This window comes from Streptomyces bambusae, assembly GCF_020532645.1.
Taxonomy (GTDB): Bacteria; Actinomycetota; Actinomycetes; order Streptomycetales; family Streptomycetaceae; genus Streptomyces; species Streptomyces bambusae.
This window is the reverse complement of record NZ_JAJAUZ010000036.1, coordinates 25466-46752: the sequence shown is the minus strand read 5'-3', so window position 1 is coordinate 46752 and position 21287 is coordinate 25466. Positions and strand designations below refer to the sequence as shown.

The window sequence follows — 21287 nt, the reverse complement described above, 5'->3', positions numbered from 1 at the left end:
CATGACATGAGGTTTGTCGGTGCGTCCGAAACACCCCGGTCACCCGGTCGCCAGCCGTCAAAACCCCAGGTAAGTACGGCCTTCCTTGCTGGCGGCGATCAAAAATCGTGCGTAGTTTCGAGGTGTTGAGGGGGAGCCGGAAGCCTCACGGCCTCCGCATGCACAAAAGGGGAGTAAAGGCACATGTCCATCATCGACATCGAAGCACCGCTGCACGACGCCCACCGCGACAACCACACGCACCGCGATGTGAACGGCGGATGGCTGCGCCCTGCGGTGTTCGGCGCGATGGACGGCCTGGTCTCCAACCTCGCGCTGATGACCGGCGTGGCCGGCGGCGCCGTCGCCCCGCAGACCGTCGTCATCACCGGCCTGGCCGGCCTCGCCGCCGGCGCCTTCTCGATGGCGGCCGGCGAGTACACCTCCGTCGCCTCGCAGCGCGATCTCGTCCTCGCCGAACTCGACGTCGAGCGGCAGCAGTTGCGCAAGCACCCGGTCGACGAAATGGAAGAGCTCGCCGAGCTGTACGTCTCCCGCGGCGTGGAGCCCGCGCTCGCCCGCGAGGTCGCCATGCAGCTGTCCCGCGACCCGGAGCAGGCCCTGGAGATCCACGCCCGGGAGGAACTCGGCATCGACCCCGAGGACCTGCCCTCGCCGATGGTCGCCGCCGTCTCCTCCTTCGGCTCCTTCGCGCTCGGCGCGCTGCTGCCGCTGCTGCCGTACCTGCTCGGTGCGACCGCCCTGTGGCCCGCCGTACTCCTCGCCCTGCTCGGCCTCTTCGCCTGCGGCGCGGTCGTCGCCCGCGTCACCGCCTCCACCTGGTGGTACAGCGGCCTGCGCCAGCTCGCCCTGGGCGGCGCCGCGGCAGCCGTCACGTACGGGATCGGCGCGCTGATCGGGCACGCGGTCGGCTAGCCGGTACGGCCCGTACGGCCGCCCGGCCCGTACGCCGCACCCCTGCGCGGCATCCGGGAGCAATGGGGCGTACCGCGCGCCGACCCGCCCGAAGTGCGGGATCGTGTGACGTACGCCCCGGCCCGGCGGCCCCCGGCGGCCTAGGCCCGACGCCGCGAAAGTGAGACACTATGCAGCGCTCAACATAAGTAGTCCATTACCCGGCTGTTTCAAACACGTGTACGCCGGGCATGAGACGAAGGCGCGCGGGCAAGGGTGCCCGCCTCGCGCCCCCGGACCTCCACACCGCGTTCTGCCTGCTGAAGGTCCCTTTTCCTGCCTCGCGCAGTCCGCATGCTGGAATGCAGTATCCGGTTACCGGGATTGCAGTCATCATGTAACCTGCACGAACTTTCGCAGAGGGCCAACGTCGTCCCTCGGCACTTGCACATGCCACGACGACGACGGGAGAGCCGATGCGTTCCGCATCCATGCACTCCGCGACCGGCCCCAGCACCACCGCCTGGTCGCCCTTGGACGGTCGCCCCGCCCAGCAGGGCCTCTACGACCCGCGCAACGAGAAGGACGCCTGCGGCGTCGGATTCGTGGCGAACCTCACCGGCGAGGCCAGCCACACCCTCGTCGAGCAGGCCCTGACCGTCCTGCGGAACCTCGAGCACCGCGGCGCCACCGGCTCCGAGCCCGACTCGGGCGACGGCGCCGGCATCCTCTCCCAGGTCCCGGACGCCTTCCTCCGCGAGGTCGCCGGATTCGAGCTCCCCGAGGCCGGCGCGTACGCCGTCGGCATCGCCTTCCTGCCCGCCGACGACTCCGCACAGGCCGTCGCGCAGATCGAGGCGATCGCCGCCGAAGAGGGCCTCACCGTCCTCGGCTGGCGCGAGGTCCCCGTCACCCCCGACCTCCTCGGCAACGGCGCCCGCGCCACCATGCCGGCGTTCTCCCAGCTGTTCGTCACGGGGGGCACCTCCCAGGCCGAAGGCTCTGGGGGCGGCAGCACCGGCATCGAGCTGGACCGCAAGGCGTTCGTGCTGCGCAAGCGCGCCGAGCGCGAGGCCGGCGTCTACTTCCCGTCGCTGTCGGCCCGCACCCTCGTCTACAAGGGCATGCTGACCACCGGCCAGCTGGAGCCCTTCTTCCCGGACCTCTCCGACCGCCGCTTCGCATCCGCGGTCGCCCTGGTCCACTCCCGCTTCTCCACCAACACCTTCCCGAGCTGGCCGCTCGCCCACCCGTACCGGTTCGTCGCCCACAACGGCGAGATCAACACGGTCAAGGGCAACCGCAACTGGATGCGCGCCCGCGAGTCCCAGCTCGCCTCGGACCTCTTCGGGAACGCCGAGAACCTGGAGCGGATCTTCCCGATCTGCACCCCGGACGCCTCCGACTCGGCCTCCTTCGACGAGGTGCTGGAACTCCTGCACCTCGGCGGCCGCTCGCTGCCCCACGCGGTGCTGATGATGATCCCCGAGGCGTGGGAGAACCACACCTCCATGGACCCGGCCCGCAAGGCCTTCTACCAGTACCACTCCACGATGATGGAGCCCTGGGACGGCCCGGCCTGCGTCACCTTCACCGACGGCACCCAGGTCGGCGCGGTCCTCGACCGCAACGGCCTGCGCCCCGGCCGCTACTGGGTCACCGACGACGGCCTCGTCGTCCTCGGCTCCGAGGTCGGCGTCCTCGACATCGACCCCGCCAAGGTCGTCCGCAAGGGCCGCCTCCAGCCCGGCAGGATGTTCCTCGTCGACACCGCCCAGAAGCGGATCATCGAGGACGACGAGATCAAGGCCGAGCTGGCCGCCGCCGCCCCGTACGCGGAGTGGCTGGAGACCGGCGAGATCGAGCTGGAAGACCTCCCCGAGCGCGAGCACATCGTGCACACCCACGCCTCGGTCACCCGCCGCCAGCAGACCTTCGGCTACACCGAGGAAGAGCTCAAGGTCATCCTCGCGCCGATGGCCCGCAGCGCCGCCGAGCCGATCGGCTCCATGGGCACCGACTCGCCGATCGCCGCCCTCTCCGAGCGCCCCCGGCTGCTCTTCGACTACTTCACGCAGCTGTTCGCGCAGGTCACCAACCCGCCGCTGGACGCGATCCGCGAAGAGCTGGTCACCTCGCTGCGCTCCCACATCGGCCCGCAGGCCAACCTGCTGGACCCGAGCGCCGCCTCGTGCCGCAACATCATGCTGCCGTTCCCGGTGATCGACAACGACGAGCTGGCCAAGCTCATCCACATCAACGCCGACGGCGACATGCCCGGCATGAAGGCCGTCACGCTCTCCGGCCTCTACCGGGTGAGCGGCGGCGCCCAGGCCCTCGCCGCCCGCCTCGACGAGATCCGCGCCGAGGCCGACGCCGCCATCGAGGGCGGCGCCCGCCTCATCGTCCTCTCCGACCGGCACTCCGACGCCGAGCACGCGCCGATCCCTTCGCTGCTGCTCACCTCGGCCGTCCACCACCACCTCATCCGCACCAAGCAGCGCACCCACGTGGGCCTGCTGGTCGAGGCCGGCGACGTCCGCGAGGTCCACCACGTCGCCCTGCTCATCGGCTACGGCGCCGCCGCGGTCAACCCGTACCTCGCCATGGAGTCCGTCGAGGACCTGCTGCGCGCCGGCACCTTCCTCACGGACGTCGAGCCCGAGCAGGCCATCCGGAACCTGATCTACGCCCTCGGCAAGGGCGTCCTGAAGGTCATGTCCAAGATGGGCATCTCGACCGTCGCGTCCTACCGCGGCGCCCAGGTCTTCGAGGCCGTCGGTCTCGACCAGGCCTTCGTCGACACCTACTTCAACGGCACAGCCACCAAGATCGGCGGCGCCGGTCTGGAGGTCGTCGCCAAGGAGGTCGCCGCCCGCCACGCCAAGGCGTACCCGGCCTCCGGCATCGCCCCGGCGCACCGCGCGCTGGAGATCGGCGGCGAGTACCAGTGGCGCCGCGAGGGCGAGCCGCACCTGTTCGACCCGGACACGGTCTTCCGCCTCCAGCACGCCACCCGCAACCGCCGGTACGACATCTTCAAGAAGTACACGGACCGGGTGAACGAGCAGTCCGAGCGCCTGATGACGCTCCGCGGCCTGTTCGGCTTCAAGAGCGACCGCCCCGCGATCTCCGTGGACGAGGTCGAGCCGGTCTCCGAGATCGTCAAGCGGTTCTCCACCGGCGCCATGTCCTACGGCTCCATCTCGCAGGAGGCCCACGAGACCCTCGCCATCGCCATGAACCGGCTGGGCGCCAAGTCCAACACCGGTGAGGGCGGCGAGGACCCCGAGCGCCTCTACGACCCCGAGCGCCGCTCCGCGATCAAGCAGGTCGCCTCCGGCCGCTTCGGCGTCACCAGCGAGTACCTGGTCAACGCGGACGACATCCAGATCAAGATGGCCCAGGGCGCCAAGCCCGGCGAGGGCGGCCAGCTGCCCGGCCACAAGGTGTACCCGTGGGTCGCCAAGACCCGGCACTCCACCCCGGGCGTCGGCCTGATCTCCCCGCCGCCGCACCACGACATCTACTCCATCGAGGACCTGGCCCAGCTGATCCACGACCTCAAGAACGCCAACCCGGCCGCCCGCATCCACGTGAAGCTGGTGTCCGAGGTCGGCGTCGGAACGGTCGCCGCCGGCGTCTCCAAGGCGCACGCGGACGTGGTCCTCATCTCGGGCCACGACGGCGGTACGGGCGCCTCCCCGCTGACCTCGCTCAAGCACGCGGGCGGCCCCTGGGAGCTCGGCCTCGCCGAGACCCAGCAGACCCTGCTGCTCAACGGCCTGCGCGACCGCATCGTCGTGCAGACCGACGGCCAGCTGAAGACCGGCCGCGACGTGGTCATCGCCGCGCTGCTCGGCGCCGAGGAGTTCGGTTTCGCGACCGCGCCGCTCGTCGTCTCCGGCTGCGTGATGATGCGCGTCTGCCACCTGGACACCTGCCCGGTCGGCATCGCCACCCAGAACCCGGTGCTGCGCGACCGGTTCTCCGGCAAGGCCGAGTACGTCGTCAACTTCTTCGAGTTCATCGCGGAGGAGGTCCGCGAGATCCTCGCCGAGCTGGGCTTCCGCACCGTCGAGGAGGCCGTCGGCCACGCCGAGCTGCTCGACACCACGCAGGCCGTCCGGCACTGGAAGGCCCAGGGCCTCGACCTGGAGCCGCTGTTCCACGTGCCCGAGCTGCCGGAGGGCGCGGTCCGCCACGCCCTCGTCGCCCAGGACCACGGCCTGGAGAAGGCGCTCGACAACGACCTGATCAAGCTGGCCGCCGACGCGCTGGGCGCGGCGTCCGCCGAGGCCGCGCAGCCGGTGCGGGCGCAGGTCGCGATCCGGAACATCAACCGGACCGTCGGCACCATGCTCGGCCACGAGGTCACCAAGAAGTTCGGCGGCGCGGGCCTGCCCGCCGACACCATCGACCTCACCTTCACCGGTTCCGCCGGCCAGTCCTTCGGCGCCTTCCTGCCGAGCGGCGTCACCCTCCGCCTGGAGGGCGACGCCAACGACTACGTCGGCAAGGGCCTGTCCGGCGGCCGCGTGATCGTCCGCCCGGACCGGGGCGCCGACCACCTGGCCGAGTACTCGGTCATCGCGGGCAACACCATCGGCTACGGCGCGACCGGCGGCGAGATGTTCCTGCGCGGCCGCACCGGCGAGCGCTTCTGCGTCCGCAACTCCGGTGCGCTGGTGGTCTCCGAGGGCGTGGGCGACCACGGCTGCGAGTACATGACCGGCGGCCGGGCCGTCGTCCTCGGCGAGACCGGGCGCAACTTCGCGGCCGGCATGTCCGGCGGTGTCGCGTACGTGATCGACCTCAACCGCGACCACGTCAACGCCGGCAACCTGGACGCCGTCGAGGGCCTGTCCGCCGAGGACCGGGAGTGGCTGCACGACGTCGTGCGGCGGCACCACGAGGAGACCGGTTCCACCGTGGCCCGGGCCCTCCTCGACGGGTGGGACACCGAGGTGGCCCGCTTCAGCAAGATCATTCCGACCACGTACAAGGCAGTGCTCGCCGCCAAGGACGCCGCTGAGCGGGCCGGACTCTCGGAGTCCGAGACCACCGAGAAGATGATGGAGGCGGCGACCCATGGCTGACCCGAAGGGCTTCCTCACCACCCCGCGGGAGACCGCCTGCACCCGTCCCGTGGCCGAGCGCCTCAAGGACTGGAACGAGGTCTACGTCCCCGGCTCCCTGCTGCCGATCATCAGCAAGCAGGCCGGCCGGTGCATGGACTGCGGCATCCCGTTCTGCCACAACGGCTGTCCGCTGGGGAACCTGATCCCCGAGTGGAACGACTACGCCTACCGCGAGGACTGGGGTGCGGCGTCGGAGCGGCTGCACGCGACGAACAACTTCCCGGAGTTCACCGGGCGGCTGTGCCCGGCGCCGTGCGAGTCGGCGTGCGTGCTGGGCATCAACCAGCCCGCCGTCACCATCAAGAACGTCGAGGTCTCGATCATCGACCAGGCGTGGGACTCGGGGAACGTCACCCCGCAGCCCCCGGACCGGCTGTCCGGCAAGACGGTCGCCGTCATCGGCTCGGGCCCGGCCGGTCTGGCCGCCGCCCAGCAGCTGACCCGGGCCGGCCACACGGTCGCCGTGTTCGAGCGCGCCGACCGCGTCGGCGGGCTGCTGCGGTACGGCATCCCCGAGTTCAAGATGGAGAAGGTGCACATCAACCGCCGCATCGAGCAGATGCGTGCGGAGGGCACCAAGTTCCGCACCGGGGTCGAGATCGGCCGCGACCTGGACGCCGTACAGCTGCGCAAGCGGTACGACGCGGTGGTCATCGCGGCGGGCGCCACCGTCTCCCGCGACCTGCCGGTCCCGGGCCGCGAGCTGAACGGCATCCACTTCGCGATGGAGTACCTGCCGCTCGCGAACAAGGTGCAGGAGGGCGACTTCGTGGCGCCCCCCATCACGGCCGAGGGCAAGCACGTGGTCGTCATCGGCGGCGGCGACACCGGCGCGGACTGCGTCGGCACCGCCCACCGCCAGGGCGCCGCGTCGGTCACCCAGCTGGAGATCATGCCCCGCCCGAACGAGGAGCGGAACGCGGTCTCGCAGCCCTGGCCGACCTTCCCGATGCTGTACAAGGTCACGTCGGCGCACGAGGAGGGCGGCGAGCGGATCTACTCCGTCTCCACCACCCACTTCGAGGGCGACGAGGACGGCAACGTCCAGTGGCTGCACCTCGTCGAGGTCGAGTTCGTCGACGGCAAGCTGGTCCAGCAGGCCGGCACCGAGCGCAAGATCCCGGCGCAGCTGGTCACGCTGGCCATGGGCTTCACCGGTACGGACCGCTCCAACGGCCTGGTCGAGCAGTTCGGCCTGGAGCTCGACGAGCGCGGCAACATCGCCCGCGACGCGTCGTACGCGACCAACGTCGACGGCGTCTTCGTCGCCGGCGACGCGGGCCGCGGCCAGTCCCTGATCGTCTGGGCCATCGCCGAGGGCCGCTCCGCCGCCCGAGGCGTGGACCGCTACCTCACGGGCACGAGCACCCTCCCGTACCCGATCAAGCCGACGGACCGCTCGCTGACGGTCTGACCCGCCGCCCGGCCCCTCCCCTCCCGGAGGGGCCGGGCGCAACGCACCACCTTGCGGTACCCCTCCCCGCCGGGGAGGACCCCTCATACGGTCCGCACAACGATGTGCGGCACTCCGACACCGCGCCCGCCATGTCCCCGACCAGGGATGGCGGGCGCGGTGGCGTTCCGTAGTCGGTTAGATGCGTTCCGCTGAACCGGCCGACCGTCGGGTACTACGCTCTTCGGGGAGCACGGGCACTGCGGAACCGGGGAGTTGGCTCATGGCCAAGCCGAAGGATCAGGACGACGCCGCGCAGACGCCGGAAGAGTTCGCCCGCGACGAGCTGCGGCGGCACCGGGAGGCGGCCGGGCTTACCCAGGAGGCGCTGGGGAAGCGGATCTTCACGAGTGGCGCCTACGTCGGACAGATGGAGTGCGGCACGCGGCGGCTTCGGCCGGAGATTGCGGAGGCAATCGACAGAGCGCTTGACACCGGTGACTACTTCACCCGCCTGGCCAGGGCGTTCAAGTCCAAGCACATCGAGTACTTCGCCGCGGTGGCCGAGTTGGAGGGCCGCGCAACGGCCACCTACGACTACGCCTGCACGTTGGTCCCCGGGCTGCTCCAGACGGCCGACTACGCGCGGGCAGTAGTGCGGGCCACCAGCCCGACAGCCCTCGCCGAGCGTGTTGACGCGCTGGTCGTGGCTCGCATTGAACGTGCGCGGCTCCTTGGCGATCCGGAGACTCCCCAGGTGTGGGTCGTCCTGCATGAGGCGGTGCTGCGGACGACTGTTGGGGGCGCTGCGGTGATGGCCGCCCAGTTGCAACACATCGCCTCGTACGTCCGGGCCCACCGGATCACTGTGCAGGTGGTGCCGTTCTCGGCGGGGGCTCATGGGGCCTTGGGCTCGCTTCTGCGTATCTTGCAGTTCGCAGATGCGCCGGATGTGGCATATGTGGAAGGACCCCACGCGGGCCAGCTCCTCGACTATCCGGCTCTGGTTCGGCGTCACTGGAGGTCATACGATCTTGCAAGGGCCGCTGCTCTGTCGCCGGAGGTGTCCCTGTCCCTGATCGAGTCGGTGGCGGAGGAGTACGCGAAATGCGCGCAGGCGTGAACGGACCGTCCTGGCGAAAGTCCTCGTACAGCAACGGAGAAGGCGGCGACTGCGTCGAGGTTTCCGACGAGCTTCCCGGGACCGTCCCCGTTCGCGACAGCAAGCTCACCGACAGCCCGGTCCTCGTGTTCCCCGCCGCCGCCTGGTCGCACTTCGTCGGCCAGATCAAGAATCGAGCCTGATCTCGTAGCGTTGCTGGGTGCCGGCGGGCATGAGCATCAGCTCTGCCTGGATCGGGTGGTCGTCCGCGGCGTAGGTGGTGCGGGCGAGGCGGAGGACCGGTTCGCCGGGGCCGAGGTGCAGGGCCCGCTGCTCGTCGGGGCTGGGCATGCGGGCGGTGACGGTCTCCACGACCCGCACGCCCACGTGACCCAGGGAGGCCAGCAGGGTCACGGCGCCGCCGGGGATCTTCGCGGTCCCGGACAGCCGGGTTCCGGCCGCGATGGCGGCCGGGTAGTGGCTGTCCGTCAGCTCGACCGGGCGGCCGTCGAGCTCGATGATGCGGCGCCGGACGACCACCGGCGCGCCCGGGTCCAGGGCGAGGAGGGCGGCGACCTCGGGGGTGGCCGCCTGTTCCCCGGCGTGGATGATGCGCTGAGTGCCGCGGCGGCCCTGGGCGGCCGTTTCCTGGGACCAGGCGTCGGGGCTGCCCGCCGCCTGGGGAGTCACGTACGGAAGCGAGCTTCCGGTCCATCCCGTACCGCTCACCGGGTCCTCCTCTGGTGCACACGCGTCGTCCGGTTCTGCCGCTGTGCACGATATGCGGTCCCAGGAGGGGCGGTCAGGCCTCCTGCGGAGGTTCGTCGTCGTTGCCTCGGTGGAGGGTGTGGAGGGGCGTGCCGGGGTGCCAGGTGGTGATGACGAGGTGGTCGGCTTCGAGCGTCGTGCGGACCACCTCGGTGAGTTCCGTGCGGAAGACGTGGGCGGGGTGGGGGTCGGCGTTCTCCGGGGACTCCTCGGCGAAGCGGTGGAGTTCGGGCGGGTCGGTGAGCTCGATCGCGGTACCGGCGATACGGACGTCGCCGTCCGGCATCGTGTCGTCGGGGCCCGGGTTGGCGTGGACGGCGAAACGAGGGTCGTGGCGCAGGTCGCGGGCCTTGAGGGAGCCGGCCATCATGCCGAGCCAGAGTTCGCCGCCGCGGATCTCCACGTTCAGGCCGCTCACCCGCGGGGAGCCGTCCTTGCGCAGGGTGGCCAGGACGTGGTGCGGGTACAGCCCGAACCGCTCCCTGACCACCGCCGCGAACTCCGGCTCCGCCGCCTCGAACGCTGCCCAGTTGTTCGTCGTCATGCGGTTATGTAAGCGCGGCGGGCGGCGTTGGCGGGTGAGGCGCAGCCGACGCCGACCGCGGGGCTGGGAGAGCCCGTGCGGCGCAAAGATTTGGGGCTCCGCCCCGGACCCCGCGCCTCAAACGCCGGCGGGGCTGGAATGTGCCCGGCGGGGCTGGAATCGCCTCGCGGTATCCAGCCGGCCGGTGAGGGCCGGGCAGGGGGAAATCAAGCCCGTCCGGCGATTGAGGACCGGGGTCCGGGGCGGAGCCTCGAAAACAAGCCCCGCCGGCGTTTGAGGCGCGGGGTCCGGGCGGAGCCCCGGGGTTACGGCTCGGCCGGACCCTCCGGCGCCTCGATGTCCCGGAGCATCGCGTCCGCCAGATCCCGCTCCGCCGCGTAGTACCGCTCCGCCCAGCGGAGGGTGAGGGCCGGGCCGGCCCAGGCCGGTTCGGTGGCGGCGTGGGCGGCATCGAGACGGGCACGGGCGTGCATGCGGTCGGCGTGGTCGCGGTGGTGGGTGAGGACGGCCCGCATCTCGGACGGGTCCAGCAGATGCGCCAGCCAGAGGCGCAGCATCGGGCCGTGCTTGAGGACCGGCGGGTCGACCGGCGTCTCGCGGGCCCAGGCGCGGACCGCCGCAAGGCCCTCGTCCGTGATCCGGTACGTGCGCTTGCCCCGGCTGCCGGACTCCGGCGCGACCAGCCGCGAACGCGCGTACCCGGCCCGCTCCAGCCGCCGCAGCTCCCCGTAGATCTGGCTGAACGACGGGCTCCAGTAGAAGAGGCCCAGCGACGCGTCCGCCCACTTCTTCAGGTCGTAGCCGGACAGCTCCCGGCCGAAGGAGAGCAGCCCCAGGACCGCCCAGCCGGTCACGGGCAGCCCCGCCGCCTCCGCCGCACCCGCCCCGCCCGCCGTGTCTGCCACGCGCGCAGTCTACGGCCGCACGCCGGACCCGGCACGGGCCTTCCGCCCGTAGGCCCGGACTGCTACCTCTATGCCGAACCGGCATACCGGAGGGGGCGGTTGTGGACGCACACGACGGAACGCTCGACGGAAAGGTCGTCGTCATCACCGGCGCCGCACGCGGCCAGGGCGCCGCCGGGGCCCGGGCCTGCGCCGCCGCAGGCGCGCACGTCGTCGTCACCGACGTACGCGAGGACGAGGGCCGGGAGGTCGCCGCAGGACTGGCCGGCCGGGGCCTGTTCGTCGCCCACGACGTCACCGACCCCACCGCCTGGGACACCGTCGTACGCACCGCCGCCGACACCTTCGGCACCCTCTCCGCGCTCGTCAACAACGCCGCCCTCTGGCGCACCGCGCACGTCGAACAGCAGGACCTCGCCGGGTTCGAGGAACTGCTGCGGGTCAACCTGCTCGGCCCCTTCCTCGGCATCCGCGCCGTCACCCCGCTGCTGCGCGCAGCCGGCGGCGGCTCGATCGTCAACATCTCCTCCACCGCAGGCCTCGTCGGCATCCCGCGCCACGCCGCCTACGGCTCCACCAAGTTCGCCCTCCGCGGCCTGACCCGCTCCGCCGCCCTCGACCTCGCCCCCGACGGCATCCGCGTCAACTCCGTGCACCCCGGAGCCGTCGACACCCCGATGGTGGCCTCCGCCGTGGCCGGCCGCGACTGGTCGCACGTACCGCTCGGGCGGATGGGCCGGCCCCCGGAGGTCGCCGCAGTCGTCCGCTTCCTGTGCTCCGACGCCGCCTCCTACATCACCGGCGCCGAGTTCACCGTGGACGGCGGCACCACCGCCGGCTGACCGGGGCCGGCCGGACCGTGTCCCGTGCCCGACCCCGCGGTTGCCGCCACGTTACGCCGCCCTGCCCGCGCGGGTAGAAATCCGGTGGCACAGCGAACCGGGGGGCACGCCATGCAGCACCACGTCCTGTCGCAGCTTCCACCCATCCCGTGCCCGTTCCCCTCGCTCGTCCATCCGGCGGCGGACCTCGCCGAGGCCCATGTCCGCTACTACGGGCGCAGGTTCGGGCTGGTCACCACGCCCGCGTCCGGCGAGCGTTTCGACCGCGCCGGGTACGGGCTGTTCGCGGCCCGCACCTCGCCGACCGCCTGCGACATCGAGCTGCTCGCCGAATGGGCCGCCTGGCTGTTCGTCTTCGACGACGAGTTCGACGAATCGGGCCGCCCGCACGAGCGGGCCCTGCTCGTCGACGAGGTCCGCGACGAGGTCCGTGCCATCCTCACCCCCGACCTCGGCCCGCCGCCGCGCCACCCCCGCAACGCCCTCACCGCCGCCCTCGCCGACATGTGGCCGCGCACCGCCCGCCGCATGACCCACGGCTGGCGGCTGCGGTTCGCCGGCCACCTGTGCGCTTTCGTCGACATCTACCGCACCGAGATCGCCAACCGGCGGTTCGGCGACCCGCCGTCCTTCGAGCACTACCTGCCGTTCCGCCGGGTGATCGGCGCCGTCGACACCTGCTGGGACATGATCGAGGCGGCCCAGGGGGAGAGCCTGCCCGAGGACGTCGTCGGCCACCCGCTGTGCCAGGCGGTGCGGCTCGCCGCCAACGACGTCAGCTGCTGGACCAACGACATCATCTCCCTCAACAAGGAGCACGCCCGCGGAGATATGAACAACATCGTCGCCGTGCTGCGCCACGCCCACGGCCTCGACTGGCCCGAGGCCGCGGAGCGGGCCGCCGGCATGGTCGCCGTCCGCACCCAGGACTACCTGGCCGCCCGCCGCGCGCTCGCCGAGTCGCCGGTCTCCACCGCCCATCTGGAACGCTGCCTGGACGCCATGTCGCACTGGATGGCCGGCAGCCGGATGTGGCACCTGTGGTCCCACCGGTACCGCGACATCGAGCACGCGCCGCCGCTGGAGGACCCGAGCTACTACGACCCGCTGCTCTGACCGTCGCCACCGCTCTGACCGCCGCCGCTGCCCGGGCCCGGCTCCAGGAGCGCGGCCAGGTCGCCGGCGAGGGCGTCGGCCGCCGCGTCGGTCACCTGCTCCGCCGGCGGCCGCTTCAGCAGGCCGAAGACGCGCGGACCGCGGTACTCGGCGGGGTGGTCCGCGGCGCGGGGCACCAGGTGGAAGTGGACGTGGGCGAAGCCCTCCGCCTCCGCGAACTGGACGACGTACGCCTTCGTGCAGCCGGTCACGTCGCGCAGCGCCCGCGCCAGCCGGACCTGCCAGTGGCCCAGGCCCGCCGCCTCCGCGTCGGTGAGGTCGTGGACGGCCGTCACGTGCCGGCGGGGGAGCAGGACCAGCCGGCCGGGGAGGGCGCTGCCGGTGGCGTGGGCCACGCGCCAGTGGGCGTCGTACGCGATGCGCTCGCGCGGCGGGACGGCGGGGAACGCGGCCTCCTGGGCGCAGGTGTGGCAGCCGCGGCCGGTCATCGGACGGCCGTCCGGAGGGTGACGGTGTAGTGCTCCTCGACCTCGCCGGCGGGGAACTGCCGTGTCAGCAGGGCGCGTTCGGCGGCGAGGAAGTCCTCGGTGCCGTCCTGGCCGGGGAGCAGGAAGAGGGAGTGGGTGGCCAGCTTGGCGAGGTGCGCGTCCACGGAGATGCGGCGGGACCAGCGCAGGCGGCGCTGCTCGAACGGTGGGCAGCCGGGCGGGACGGAGTGGTCGGAGACGTACCAGCCGGGGCCGAAGCGCCGGTGCAGGCGGGCGTCCTGGGCGGCGATCCACTCCACGGTGGTGTCGGGCTCGTTCCAGAACAGGGCGAGGACGCCGCCGGGGCGCAGGACGCGCAGGGCCTCCGGGACGGAGCGGTGCGGGTCGGTCCAGTGGAAGGACTGGGCGTACGTGACGAAGTCGGCGCAGGCGTCTGCGAGGGGCAGGCGGTTGCCGTCGCCGCGCACGAGGGGGACGCGGGGGAGGCGGCGGTGGAACTCCTCGGCCATGGCGTGGCCGGGTTCCACGCCGATGACGTGGGCGCCGCGGGCGTGGAGGAGGGCGGTGGCGATGCCGGTGCCGGCGCCGACGTCCGCGACGCGGGCGCCGGTCAGGGTGCGGCCGGCCTGCTGCTCCAGGAGGTCGAAGAGGGTCGCGGGGTAGGGCGGGCGGTACGTGCCGTAGCGGGTGGCGGCGCGGTCGAAGGCCCGGGCCCGGGCGGGGGTGCCGGAAGGATGCGTCATCGGTCCATCCTGGCCGCTGCGGGCCCGTCGGGCGCCGCCATGCCGTCCGGCCGTCCGGATTTCACCACCGCCCCTCCCTGCGGGGTCTTTCCCCTACCCGCCCCTTCCCGAACCTGGGGCTCCGCCCCAGACCCCGCGCCTCAAACTCCCCCAGCCCCAGGGGGCTGGGAGGTGCCCCCTGGCGGTGCTGGATTTCGCTCCGCCGGATCCGGCACACGAGCCGGATGCGCTCGGCAAAGACAAGCCCGTCCGGCGCTTGAGGCGCGGGGTTCGGGGCGGAGCCCCGTCAAGCGGGCAGCACTGTTGCGCGGCAGGCGGAGGGCGTGCCCCAGGCATCGCGGAGCGGGCGGGCCTTGCGGAGCCACAGGGAGAGGTCCAACTCGTCCGTGTAGCCGATCGCGCCGTGCAGCTGGAGGGCGGTACGAGCCGTCCGGTACACGGCTTCGCCGGCCGACAACTTGGCCGCGGCCACCTCCGCCGCACCGGGCGAGACCGCCGCCGCCCACACCAGCGGACGGGCGAACTCCACCCCCAGCAGCGTGTCCGCGAGGCGGTGTTTGACCGCCTGGAAGGAACCCACCGGCGCCCCGAACTGGCGCCGCTCCCGCACGTACGCCACCGTACGGGCCAGCAGCGCCTCGCCCACCCCCAGGCACTGCGCCGCCGTCAGCAGCCGCGCCCACCGCCCCGCCTCCGCGGCGGCCGCCGCCACCGGCGCACCGGCGGCCAGGAGCTCCCCGCCCGGTTCCGGCCAAAACAGCCGCCGGGCCGGATCCGTGGAGGCCAGCGGCGCACCCCCGGCGGGGGAGAGGTACAGCTCGTCGCGGGCCGTCACCGTGAACCGCCACGCCGCCGCATCCGCGTCCAGCGCGTACGGGCCGCCGCCCGGCAGGGTCAGCGTGGCCAGGGCCGTCCCCGCCGCCAGCTCCGGCAGGAACCGCTTCGCCGGCCCGTCCACCCCCGCCGCCGCCAGTGCCCCCAGCAGCACCGAAGCCGCCGCCCCCTCCACCAGCGGCCCCGGCACCGCATGCCGCCCCAGCTCGGTGAAGGCGACCGCCGCCGCCACCGGCAGCGGCCCCAGCCCCTCGTACCGCTCCGGCACCGCCAGCGCGAACATCCCCGTGTCCGCCAGCTTCGCGAACAGCGCCCGGCCCGGCCCGTGGTCACCGCGCGACCAGGCCCGTACGGCATCCGGGACGGCCGCCGCCGACAGCAGCGCGTCGAGCGAGCGGGCGAACGCCGACTCCTCGTCGGAAGGCAGGAAGTGCATCAGCGGCGGCCCTTCGGGAGGCCGAGCAGCCGCTCGGCGATGATGTCGCGCTGGATCTCGTTCGTACCCGCGTACACCGGGCCGGCCAGGGAGAACACCCACGGCTCCGCCCACGGCCCGTCGGCCGGCTCCGCCTCCGCCCCCAGCAGGTCCAGCGCCGTCTCGTGCAGGGCGATGTCGTACTCCGACCAGAACACCTTGTTCAGGCTGGACTCGGCCCCCAGCTCCCCGCCCGCCGCCACCCGCGCCGCACTCGCCCACGTGAACAGCCGGTACGCCTGCGCCCCCACCACCGCGTCCGCCACCCGGTCCCGCAGCGCGGTGTCCGCCGGATCGGCCCGCTCCCGCCACAGCGCCACCAGCCGGTCCGCCGCGGCCAGGAACCGCCCCGGCGACCGCAGCGTCAGCCCCCGCTCGTTGCCCGTCGCCGACATCGCGATCCGCCAGCCCTGCCCCGGCTCCCCGATCACGTCCGCATCCGGCACGAACACCCCGTCCAGGAACAGCTCCGCGAACGCCGGCTTCCCGTCCAGCCGCCCGATGGGCCGTACGGTCACCCCCGGCGCCCGCAGGTCGAACATCAGGTACGTCAGGCCCTGGTGCGGCTTCGGCGCCTCCGGGTCCGACCGGAAGATCCCGAACGCCCGGTCCGCGAACGCCGCCCGCGAGGACCACGTCTTCTGCCCCGACAGCAGCCAGCCGCCGTCCGTCCGCACCGCCCGCGACCGCAGCGCCGCCAGGTCCGACCCCGCCTCCGGCTCCGACCACGCCTGCGCCCACACCACCTCGCCGCGGGCCATCGGCGGCAGCACCCGGGCCCGCTGCTCCTCCGTACCGTGGTCGAAGAGGGTGGGGGCCAGCAGGCTGATGCCGTTCTGCGAGACCCGGCCCGGTGCGCCGGCCGCCCAGTACTCCTCCTCGAACACCAGCCAGTGCGCGAGGTCCACCGCCCGCCCGCCGTACCGCTCCGGCCACGACACCGCCGACCAGCGGTCCGCCGCGAGCCGCGCCTCCCACTCCCGGTGCGCCGCGAACCCGTCCGCGGTCTCCAGCGAGGGCAGCGGCACGGGCGGCACGTGCGCCCGCAGCCAGGCCCGGGCCGCGGCCCGGAACTCCTCCTGCTCCGGCGTGTGCGTGAGGTCCACGAGCCGTTCGCCTCCTTTGCGCGGGCGCGGGGACACCGCGGCCACCCTTCCCTAACAAGTGTTTGGTAGATTAACGTACGGCCCCGGCGGCGTCGAGGACCCGGCCGCCGCACCCGCCCCCAGGAGGCACGGACATGGAGCCACCGACGACCGCCCCGTCCGCCCCGGCACCCACCCCGGCGACCGGCCCCGCACCCGTACCCGGGCACGGCCTGCTCGACGGCCGCACCGCCGTCATCACCGCCGCCGCCGGCGCCGGCATCGGCGGCGCCACCGCCCGCCGGTTCCTGGAGGAAGGAGCCCGGATCGTCATCGGCGACTCCCACGCCCGCCGCCTCAAGGAGACCGAAGCGGCCCTCGCCGCCGAGTTCGGCGCCGACCGGGTCGCCGCCCTGCCCTGCGACGTCACCGACGAAGCCCAGGTCCAGGCCCTCTTCGACCTCGCCGAACACACCCACGGCCGCCTCGACGCCGTCGTCAACAACGCCGGACTCGGCGGCACCGCACCCCTCGCCGACATGACCGACGAGCAGTGGACCAAGGTCCTCGACGTCACCCTGAACGGCACCTTCCGCTGCACCCGCGCCGCCCTCCGCCGCCTCCGCACCACCGGCACCGGCGGAGTGGTCGTCAACAACGCCTCCGTCGTCGGCTGGCGCGCCCAGACCGGGCAGGCCCACTACGCGGCCGCCAAGGCCGGCGTGATGGCCCTGACCCGCTGCGCCGCCCTGGAGGCCGCCGAGTTCGGGGTCCGCGTCAACGCCGTCGCCCCCAGCCTCGCCATGCACCCGCACCTGGTGAAGGTCACCACCCCGGAACTGCTCGCCGAACTCACCGCCCGCGAGGCCTTCGGCCGGCACGCCGAACCCTGGGAGGTCGCCAACGTCATCGTGTTCCTCAGCAGCGGCTACTCCTCGTACATGACGGGCGAGACGGTCTCCGTCAGCAGCCAGCACGCCTGAGGACACAATGGCCGTGTGCCCACGAAGAAGAAGCCCCAGGTGACCGCCACCCCCGAGCGCCGCCGCGAACTCCTCGGCACCGCCGCCGAGGTGTTCGCCGCCCAGGGCTACAACGCCACCACCGTCCGCAAGATCGCCGACGCGGCCGGCATGCTCGCCGGCAGCCTCTACTACCACTTCGATTCCAAGGAATCGATGCTCGACGAGATCCTCTCCGGGTTCCTCACCGAGCTGTGGGACGGCTACGACGCCGTCCTCGCGGCCGGGCTCGGCCCCCGCGAGACCATCGAGGCCCTCGTCACCGAGTCCTTCCGCGAGATCGACCGGCACCGCGCCGCCGTCGCGATCTACCAGAAGGAATCCCGGCACCTGTCCGCACAGCCCCGCTTCCAGTACCTCTCCGACTCCCAGCAGAAGTTCGAGAAGGCCTGGCTCGGCACCCTGGAACGCGGGGTCGCCGCCCAGGTCTTCCGGGCCGACCTGGACATCCGCCTCACCTACCGGTTCGTCCGCGACACCGTCTGGGTCGCCGCGTCCTGGTACCGGCCCGGCGGACAGCACAGCCCCGACGAGATCGCCCGCCAGTACCTGTCGATGGTCCTGGACGGCATCGCGGTCCGTACGTAGGACCGCTGCGGCCGGTGCCCGACCGGACGGCCGATCCCGCCGGGGTCCCAGCCCGGCGCGCGCAGCCCGCTGCCCGCGCCCCCGAGGACACCCAGGAGCAGCAGCCATGCCCGAGGCCTACATCGTCGAAGCGGTCCGCACCCCCGTCGGCCGACGGGGCGGCGGACTCGCCGCCGTCCATCCCGCGGACCTCGGCGCCCACGTGCTGACCGCCCTCGTCACCCGCTCCGGCATCGACCCGGCCGCCGTCGAGGACGTCGTCTTCGGCTGCCTCGACACCGTCGGCCCGCAGGCCGGGGACATCGCCCGCACCGCCTGGCTCGCCGCCGGACTGCCCGAGGAGGTCCCCGGCGTCACCGTCGACCGGCAGTGCGGCTCCTCCCAGCAGGCCGTCCACTTCGCCGCCCAAGCCGTGCTCTCCGGCACCCAGGACCTCGTCGTCGCCGGCGGCACCCAGAACATGTCGATGATCCCCATCGCCTTCGCCTCCCGGCAGGCCGCAGAACCCCTCGGCCTCACCGAAGGCCCGTACGCGGGCAGCGCCGGCTGGCGGGCCCGCTACGGCGACGCGCCCGTCAACCAGTTCCACGGCGCCCAGCTCATCGCCGAGAAGTGGGGCATCAGCCGCCGCGACATGGAGGAGTTCGCCCTCCGCTCGCACCGGCGGGCGGTCCGCGCCCTCGACGAGGGCCGCTTCACCCGGGAGACCGTCCCGTACGGCGAGGTCACCGCCGACGAGGGGCCGCGCCGCGACACCACCGCCGAGAAGATGGCAGCCCTGAAGCCCGTCGTGCCCGGCGGCACGATCACCGCCGCCGTCTCCTCCCAGGTCTCCGACGGCGCCGCCGCCATGCTCCTCGCCTCCGAGCGCGCCGTCCGCGAGCACGGCCTCACCCCGCGGGCCCGCATCCGCCACCTGTCCGTCCGCGGCGAGGACCCCATCCGGATGCTGTCCGCACCCATCCCGGCCACCGCCCACGCCCTCAAGAAGGCCGGCATGACCCTTGACGACATCGACCTCGTCGAGATCAACGAGGCCTTCGCCCCCGTCGTCCTCGCCTGGCTCAAGGAGACCGGCGCCGACCCGGACAAGGTCAACGTCAACGGCGGCGCCATCGCGCTCGGCCACCCGCTGGGCGCCACCGGCGTCAAGCTCATGACCACCCTCCTGCACGAGCTGGAGCGCACCGGCGGCCGGTACGGGCTCCAGACCATGTGCGAAGGCGGCGGACAGGCGAACGTCACGATCATCGAACGGCTCTGAGCCGGCCCCGACCGGCCGCCGGGGGCCTGCTCGCAGGACCCCGGCGCACCCCGGGCTCATCATGTGCTAGCTTGGAGGGGTTGCAGTTGTGGTACCCATGAACTTTATGCGCGCCTGACGGGAATGATCCGCAGGCGCTTTTATTGTTTTCCGGCATTCTCCGGATGGGGCCCCTCACCTTGTTATGGAGATTGTTATGGCCAACGGCACCGTGAAGTGGTTCAACTCGGAGAAGGGCTTCGGCTTCATCGAGCAGGAGGGTGGCGGCCCGGACGTCTTCGCCCACTACTCGAACATCGCCACCCAGGGCTTCCGTGAGCTCCACGAGGGCCAGAAGGTGACCTTCGACGTCACGCAGGGCCAGAAGGGCCCCCAGGCGGAGAACATCCTCCCCGCCTGATCGCTCATCGCAGAACCGGGGCCCGCACCTCTCGGTGCGGGCCCCGGTTTGCGCTGTTTGTCTGACCGCCACTCAGGAGGGCGTCTCCGCATGACCAGCTCCAGCTCCGCCCGTGCCCCCCGCCGGCCCGGCCGCAACCGGGGCGCCGCCCAGGGGCGCCCGAAGGCCGCCGCCGGCCGCCCCAAGGCCGTGGCACGGCCCCAGGAATTCACCATGCCGGAGACCCTGACGCCCGCCCTGCCCCCGGTCGCCTCCTTCGAGGACCTGGACATGCCGGCCGCGCTGCTGAAGACCCTCGCAGCCCAGGACGTCACCGAGCCCTTCCCGATCCAGGCCGCCACCCTCCCGAACTCCCTCGCCGGCCGCGACCTGCTCGGCCGCGGCCGCACCGGATCCGGCAAGACCCTCGCCTTCGGGCTGGCGCTGCTCGCCCGTACCGCCGGCCGCCGCGCCGAGCCGCGCGCCCCGCTGGCCCTGGTCCTCGTCCCGACCCGCGAGCTCGCCCAGCAGGTCACCGACGCGCTCAGCCCGTACGCGACCTCCGTCCAGCTGCGGATCGCGACCGTCGTCGGCGGCATGTCGATCAACCGGCAGTCCGCCGCCCTCGGCCGCGGGGCCGAGGTGCTCGTCGCCACGCCCGGCCGGCTCAAGGACCTCATCGACCGCGGCGACGTCACCCTCTCCCAGGTCGCGATCACGGTCCTCGACGAGGCCGACCAGATGACCGACATGGGTTTCCTGCCGCAGGTCACCGCACTGCTGAAGCAGGTGCAGGAGGGCGGGCAGCGGCTGCTGTTCTCCGCGACGCTCGACAAGAACGTCGACAAGCTCGTCAAGCAGTTCCTGGTGGACCCCGTCACGCACTCGGTGGACCCGTCCGCCGGAGCCGTCGTGACCATGGAGCACCACGTGCTGTACGTGCTCGACGAGACCGACAAGAAGGCCGTCACCACCCGGATCGCCGCGCGCGACGGCCGCGTGATCATGTTCCTGGACACCAAGCGGTCGGTGGACCGGCTGGTCAAGCGGCTGCTCGCCAGCGGCGTACGGGCCTCCGGCCTGCACGGCGGGCGGTCCCAGCCGCAGCGCAACCGGACGCTCGACCAGTTCAAGAACGGTCAGGTCACCGCGCTGATCGCGACCAACGTCGCGGCGCGCGGCATCCACATCGACGACCTCGACCTCGTCGTCAACGTGGACCCGCCGACCGACCACAAGGACTACCTGCACCGGGGCGGGCGTACGGCCCGTGCGGGCGAGTCGGGCAGCGTCGTCACGCTGGTCCTGCCGGACCAGAAGCGGGACATGGGCCGGCTGATGTCCGACGCGGGCATCAGCCCGCGGACCGCGCAGATCCGGTCCTCGGACGAGGAGCTGGCGCGGCTGACGGGCGCCCGCGAGCCGTCCGGCGTGCCGGTCGTCATAGACGTGCCGCAGCCGGCCGCGCCGGCGAAGCCGAAGTCGAAGCCGGGGTCGCGCTCGCGCCGGGGTTCCGGCGCCGCCAAGCCGGAGGCGACGGGCGGCACCCGCACCCGCCGTCCCCGCGCCGCCGGCACCACCACCCCGCAGCCCCGCCGTCAGGGATCCGGCCGCCGCCCGTCCTGACCCCGGGGCCTGAAGTGCCCCGCCGGGTCGGCCGTCACACGCCGACCCGGCGGGCAGAATCCGGCCCCGCCGGCGATC

General features: G+C 72.7%; 19 protein-coding genes. 12 read left to right on the top strand and 7 right to left on the bottom strand.

Going from position 1 to position 21287, the window contains the following annotated elements; translation table 11 throughout:
• The first annotated feature begins 183 nt into the window (after window positions 1-183).
• From LG634_RS23620 to LG634_RS23600, 5 genes are all read left to right on the top strand, one after another.
• On the top strand, window positions 184-915 hold the full coding sequence (locus LG634_RS23620) for a VIT1/CCC1 transporter family protein (RefSeq protein ID WP_226735994.1): 732 nt from the start codon (window positions 184-186) through the stop codon (window positions 913-915).
• A gap of 455 nt (window positions 916-1370) precedes the next feature.
• Window positions 1371-5993, top strand: coding sequence for a glutamate synthase large subunit (gene gltB / locus LG634_RS23615; protein WP_226735993.1), 4623 nt, complete (start codon window positions 1371-1373; stop codon window positions 5991-5993).
• Entirely contained in the window at window positions 5986-7449 is a 1464-nt protein-coding gene (locus LG634_RS23610; RefSeq protein ID WP_226735991.1) for a glutamate synthase subunit beta, read from the top strand. The genes gltB and LG634_RS23610 overlap by 8 nt, the downstream gene beginning before the upstream one ends.
• A 262-nt stretch (window positions 7450-7711) precedes the next feature.
• Entirely contained in the window at window positions 7712-8551 is an 840-nt protein-coding gene (locus LG634_RS23605) for a helix-turn-helix domain-containing protein (RefSeq protein ID WP_226735989.1), read from the top strand.
• Complete coding sequence (locus tag LG634_RS23600) at window positions 8536-8733, top strand: DUF397 domain-containing protein (RefSeq protein ID WP_226735987.1); 198 nt, start codon at window positions 8536-8538, stop codon at window positions 8731-8733. Before LG634_RS23605 ends, LG634_RS23600 begins: the two co-directional genes overlap by 16 nt.
• Here the strand turns inward: LG634_RS23600 and LG634_RS23595 are convergent.
• From LG634_RS23595 to LG634_RS23585, 3 genes are all read right to left on the bottom strand, one after another.
• On the bottom strand, window positions 8717-9259 hold the full coding sequence (locus LG634_RS23595) for a GntR family transcriptional regulator (RefSeq protein ID WP_226735985.1): 543 nt from the start codon (window positions 9257-9259) through the stop codon (window positions 8717-8719). The two genes, LG634_RS23600 and LG634_RS23595, sit on opposite strands and share 17 nt — an antisense overlap.
• 73 nt (window positions 9260-9332) lie before the next feature.
• Window positions 9333-9842: a pyridoxamine 5'-phosphate oxidase family protein gene (locus LG634_RS23590; protein ID WP_226735983.1), complete on the bottom strand. Its 510-nt coding sequence runs from the start codon at window positions 9840-9842 to the stop codon at window positions 9333-9335.
• Window positions 9843-10147: 305 nt separating this feature from the next.
• The gene (locus tag LG634_RS23585; protein ID WP_226735981.1) at window positions 10148-10747 is read right to left on the bottom strand and encodes a PadR family transcriptional regulator; all 600 of its coding nucleotides are present in this window, start codon (window positions 10745-10747) and stop codon (window positions 10148-10150) included.
• A 101-nt stretch (window positions 10748-10848) separates the two neighbouring features.
• Between LG634_RS23585 and LG634_RS23580 the strand changes: the two genes are divergently transcribed.
• Entirely contained in the window at window positions 10849-11589 is a 741-nt protein-coding gene (locus LG634_RS23580) for an SDR family NAD(P)-dependent oxidoreductase (protein ID WP_226735979.1), read from the top strand.
• A 111-nt stretch (window positions 11590-11700) separates the two neighbouring features.
• Window positions 11701-12705, top strand: coding sequence for a terpene synthase family protein (locus tag LG634_RS23575; RefSeq protein WP_226735977.1), 1005 nt, complete (start codon window positions 11701-11703; stop codon window positions 12703-12705).
• On the opposite strand, the gene LG634_RS23570 is transcribed toward LG634_RS23575, so the two are convergent.
• The 4 genes from LG634_RS23570 to LG634_RS23555 all read right to left on the bottom strand — a co-directional run bounded on the left by LG634_RS23570 (window position 12687) and on the right by LG634_RS23555 (window position 16351).
• On the bottom strand, window positions 12687-13193 hold the full coding sequence (locus tag LG634_RS23570; protein ID WP_226735975.1) for an HIT family protein: 507 nt from the start codon (window positions 13191-13193) through the stop codon (window positions 12687-12689). The genes LG634_RS23575 and LG634_RS23570 overlap by 19 nt on opposite strands.
• Entirely contained in the window at window positions 13190-13936 is a 747-nt protein-coding gene (locus LG634_RS23565; protein ID WP_226735973.1) for a class I SAM-dependent methyltransferase, read from the bottom strand. Before LG634_RS23565 ends, LG634_RS23570 begins: the two co-directional genes overlap by 4 nt.
• A gap of 286 nt (window positions 13937-14222) precedes the next feature.
• Window positions 14223-15206, bottom strand: a complete 984-nt coding sequence (locus LG634_RS23560; protein ID WP_226735971.1) for an acyl-CoA dehydrogenase family protein — start codon at window positions 15204-15206, stop codon at window positions 14223-14225.
• Complete coding sequence (locus LG634_RS23555; protein ID WP_226735969.1) at window positions 15206-16351, bottom strand: acyl-CoA dehydrogenase family protein; 1146 nt, start codon at window positions 16349-16351, stop codon at window positions 15206-15208. The genes LG634_RS23560 and LG634_RS23555 overlap by 1 nt, the downstream gene beginning before the upstream one ends.
• Window positions 16352-16485: 134 nt before the next feature.
• Here LG634_RS23555 and LG634_RS23550 point away from each other — a divergent pair, with 134 nt between their 5' ends.
• From LG634_RS23550 to LG634_RS23530, 5 genes are all read left to right on the top strand, one after another.
• The gene (locus tag LG634_RS23550; RefSeq protein ID WP_226735967.1) at window positions 16486-17313 is read left to right on the top strand and encodes an SDR family oxidoreductase; all 828 of its coding nucleotides are present in this window, start codon (window positions 16486-16488) and stop codon (window positions 17311-17313) included.
• A gap of 15 nt (window positions 17314-17328) precedes the next feature.
• Window positions 17329-17940, top strand: a complete 612-nt coding sequence (locus LG634_RS23545; RefSeq protein WP_226735965.1) for a TetR/AcrR family transcriptional regulator — start codon at window positions 17329-17331, stop codon at window positions 17938-17940.
• A 106-nt stretch (window positions 17941-18046) separates the two neighbouring features.
• Entirely contained in the window at window positions 18047-19204 is a 1158-nt protein-coding gene (locus tag LG634_RS23540) for an acetyl-CoA C-acetyltransferase (RefSeq protein ID WP_226735963.1), read from the top strand.
• A gap of 196 nt (window positions 19205-19400) precedes the next feature.
• A complete protein-coding gene (locus LG634_RS23535; protein ID WP_226735961.1) occupies window positions 19401-19604 on the top strand; it encodes a cold-shock protein in 204 nt (67 codons plus the stop codon).
• 90 nt (window positions 19605-19694) lie between these two features.
• Window positions 19695-21209, top strand: coding sequence for a DEAD/DEAH box helicase (locus LG634_RS23530; RefSeq protein ID WP_226735959.1), 1515 nt, complete (start codon window positions 19695-19697; stop codon window positions 21207-21209).
• The last annotated feature ends 78 nt before the right edge of the window (window positions 21210-21287 follow it).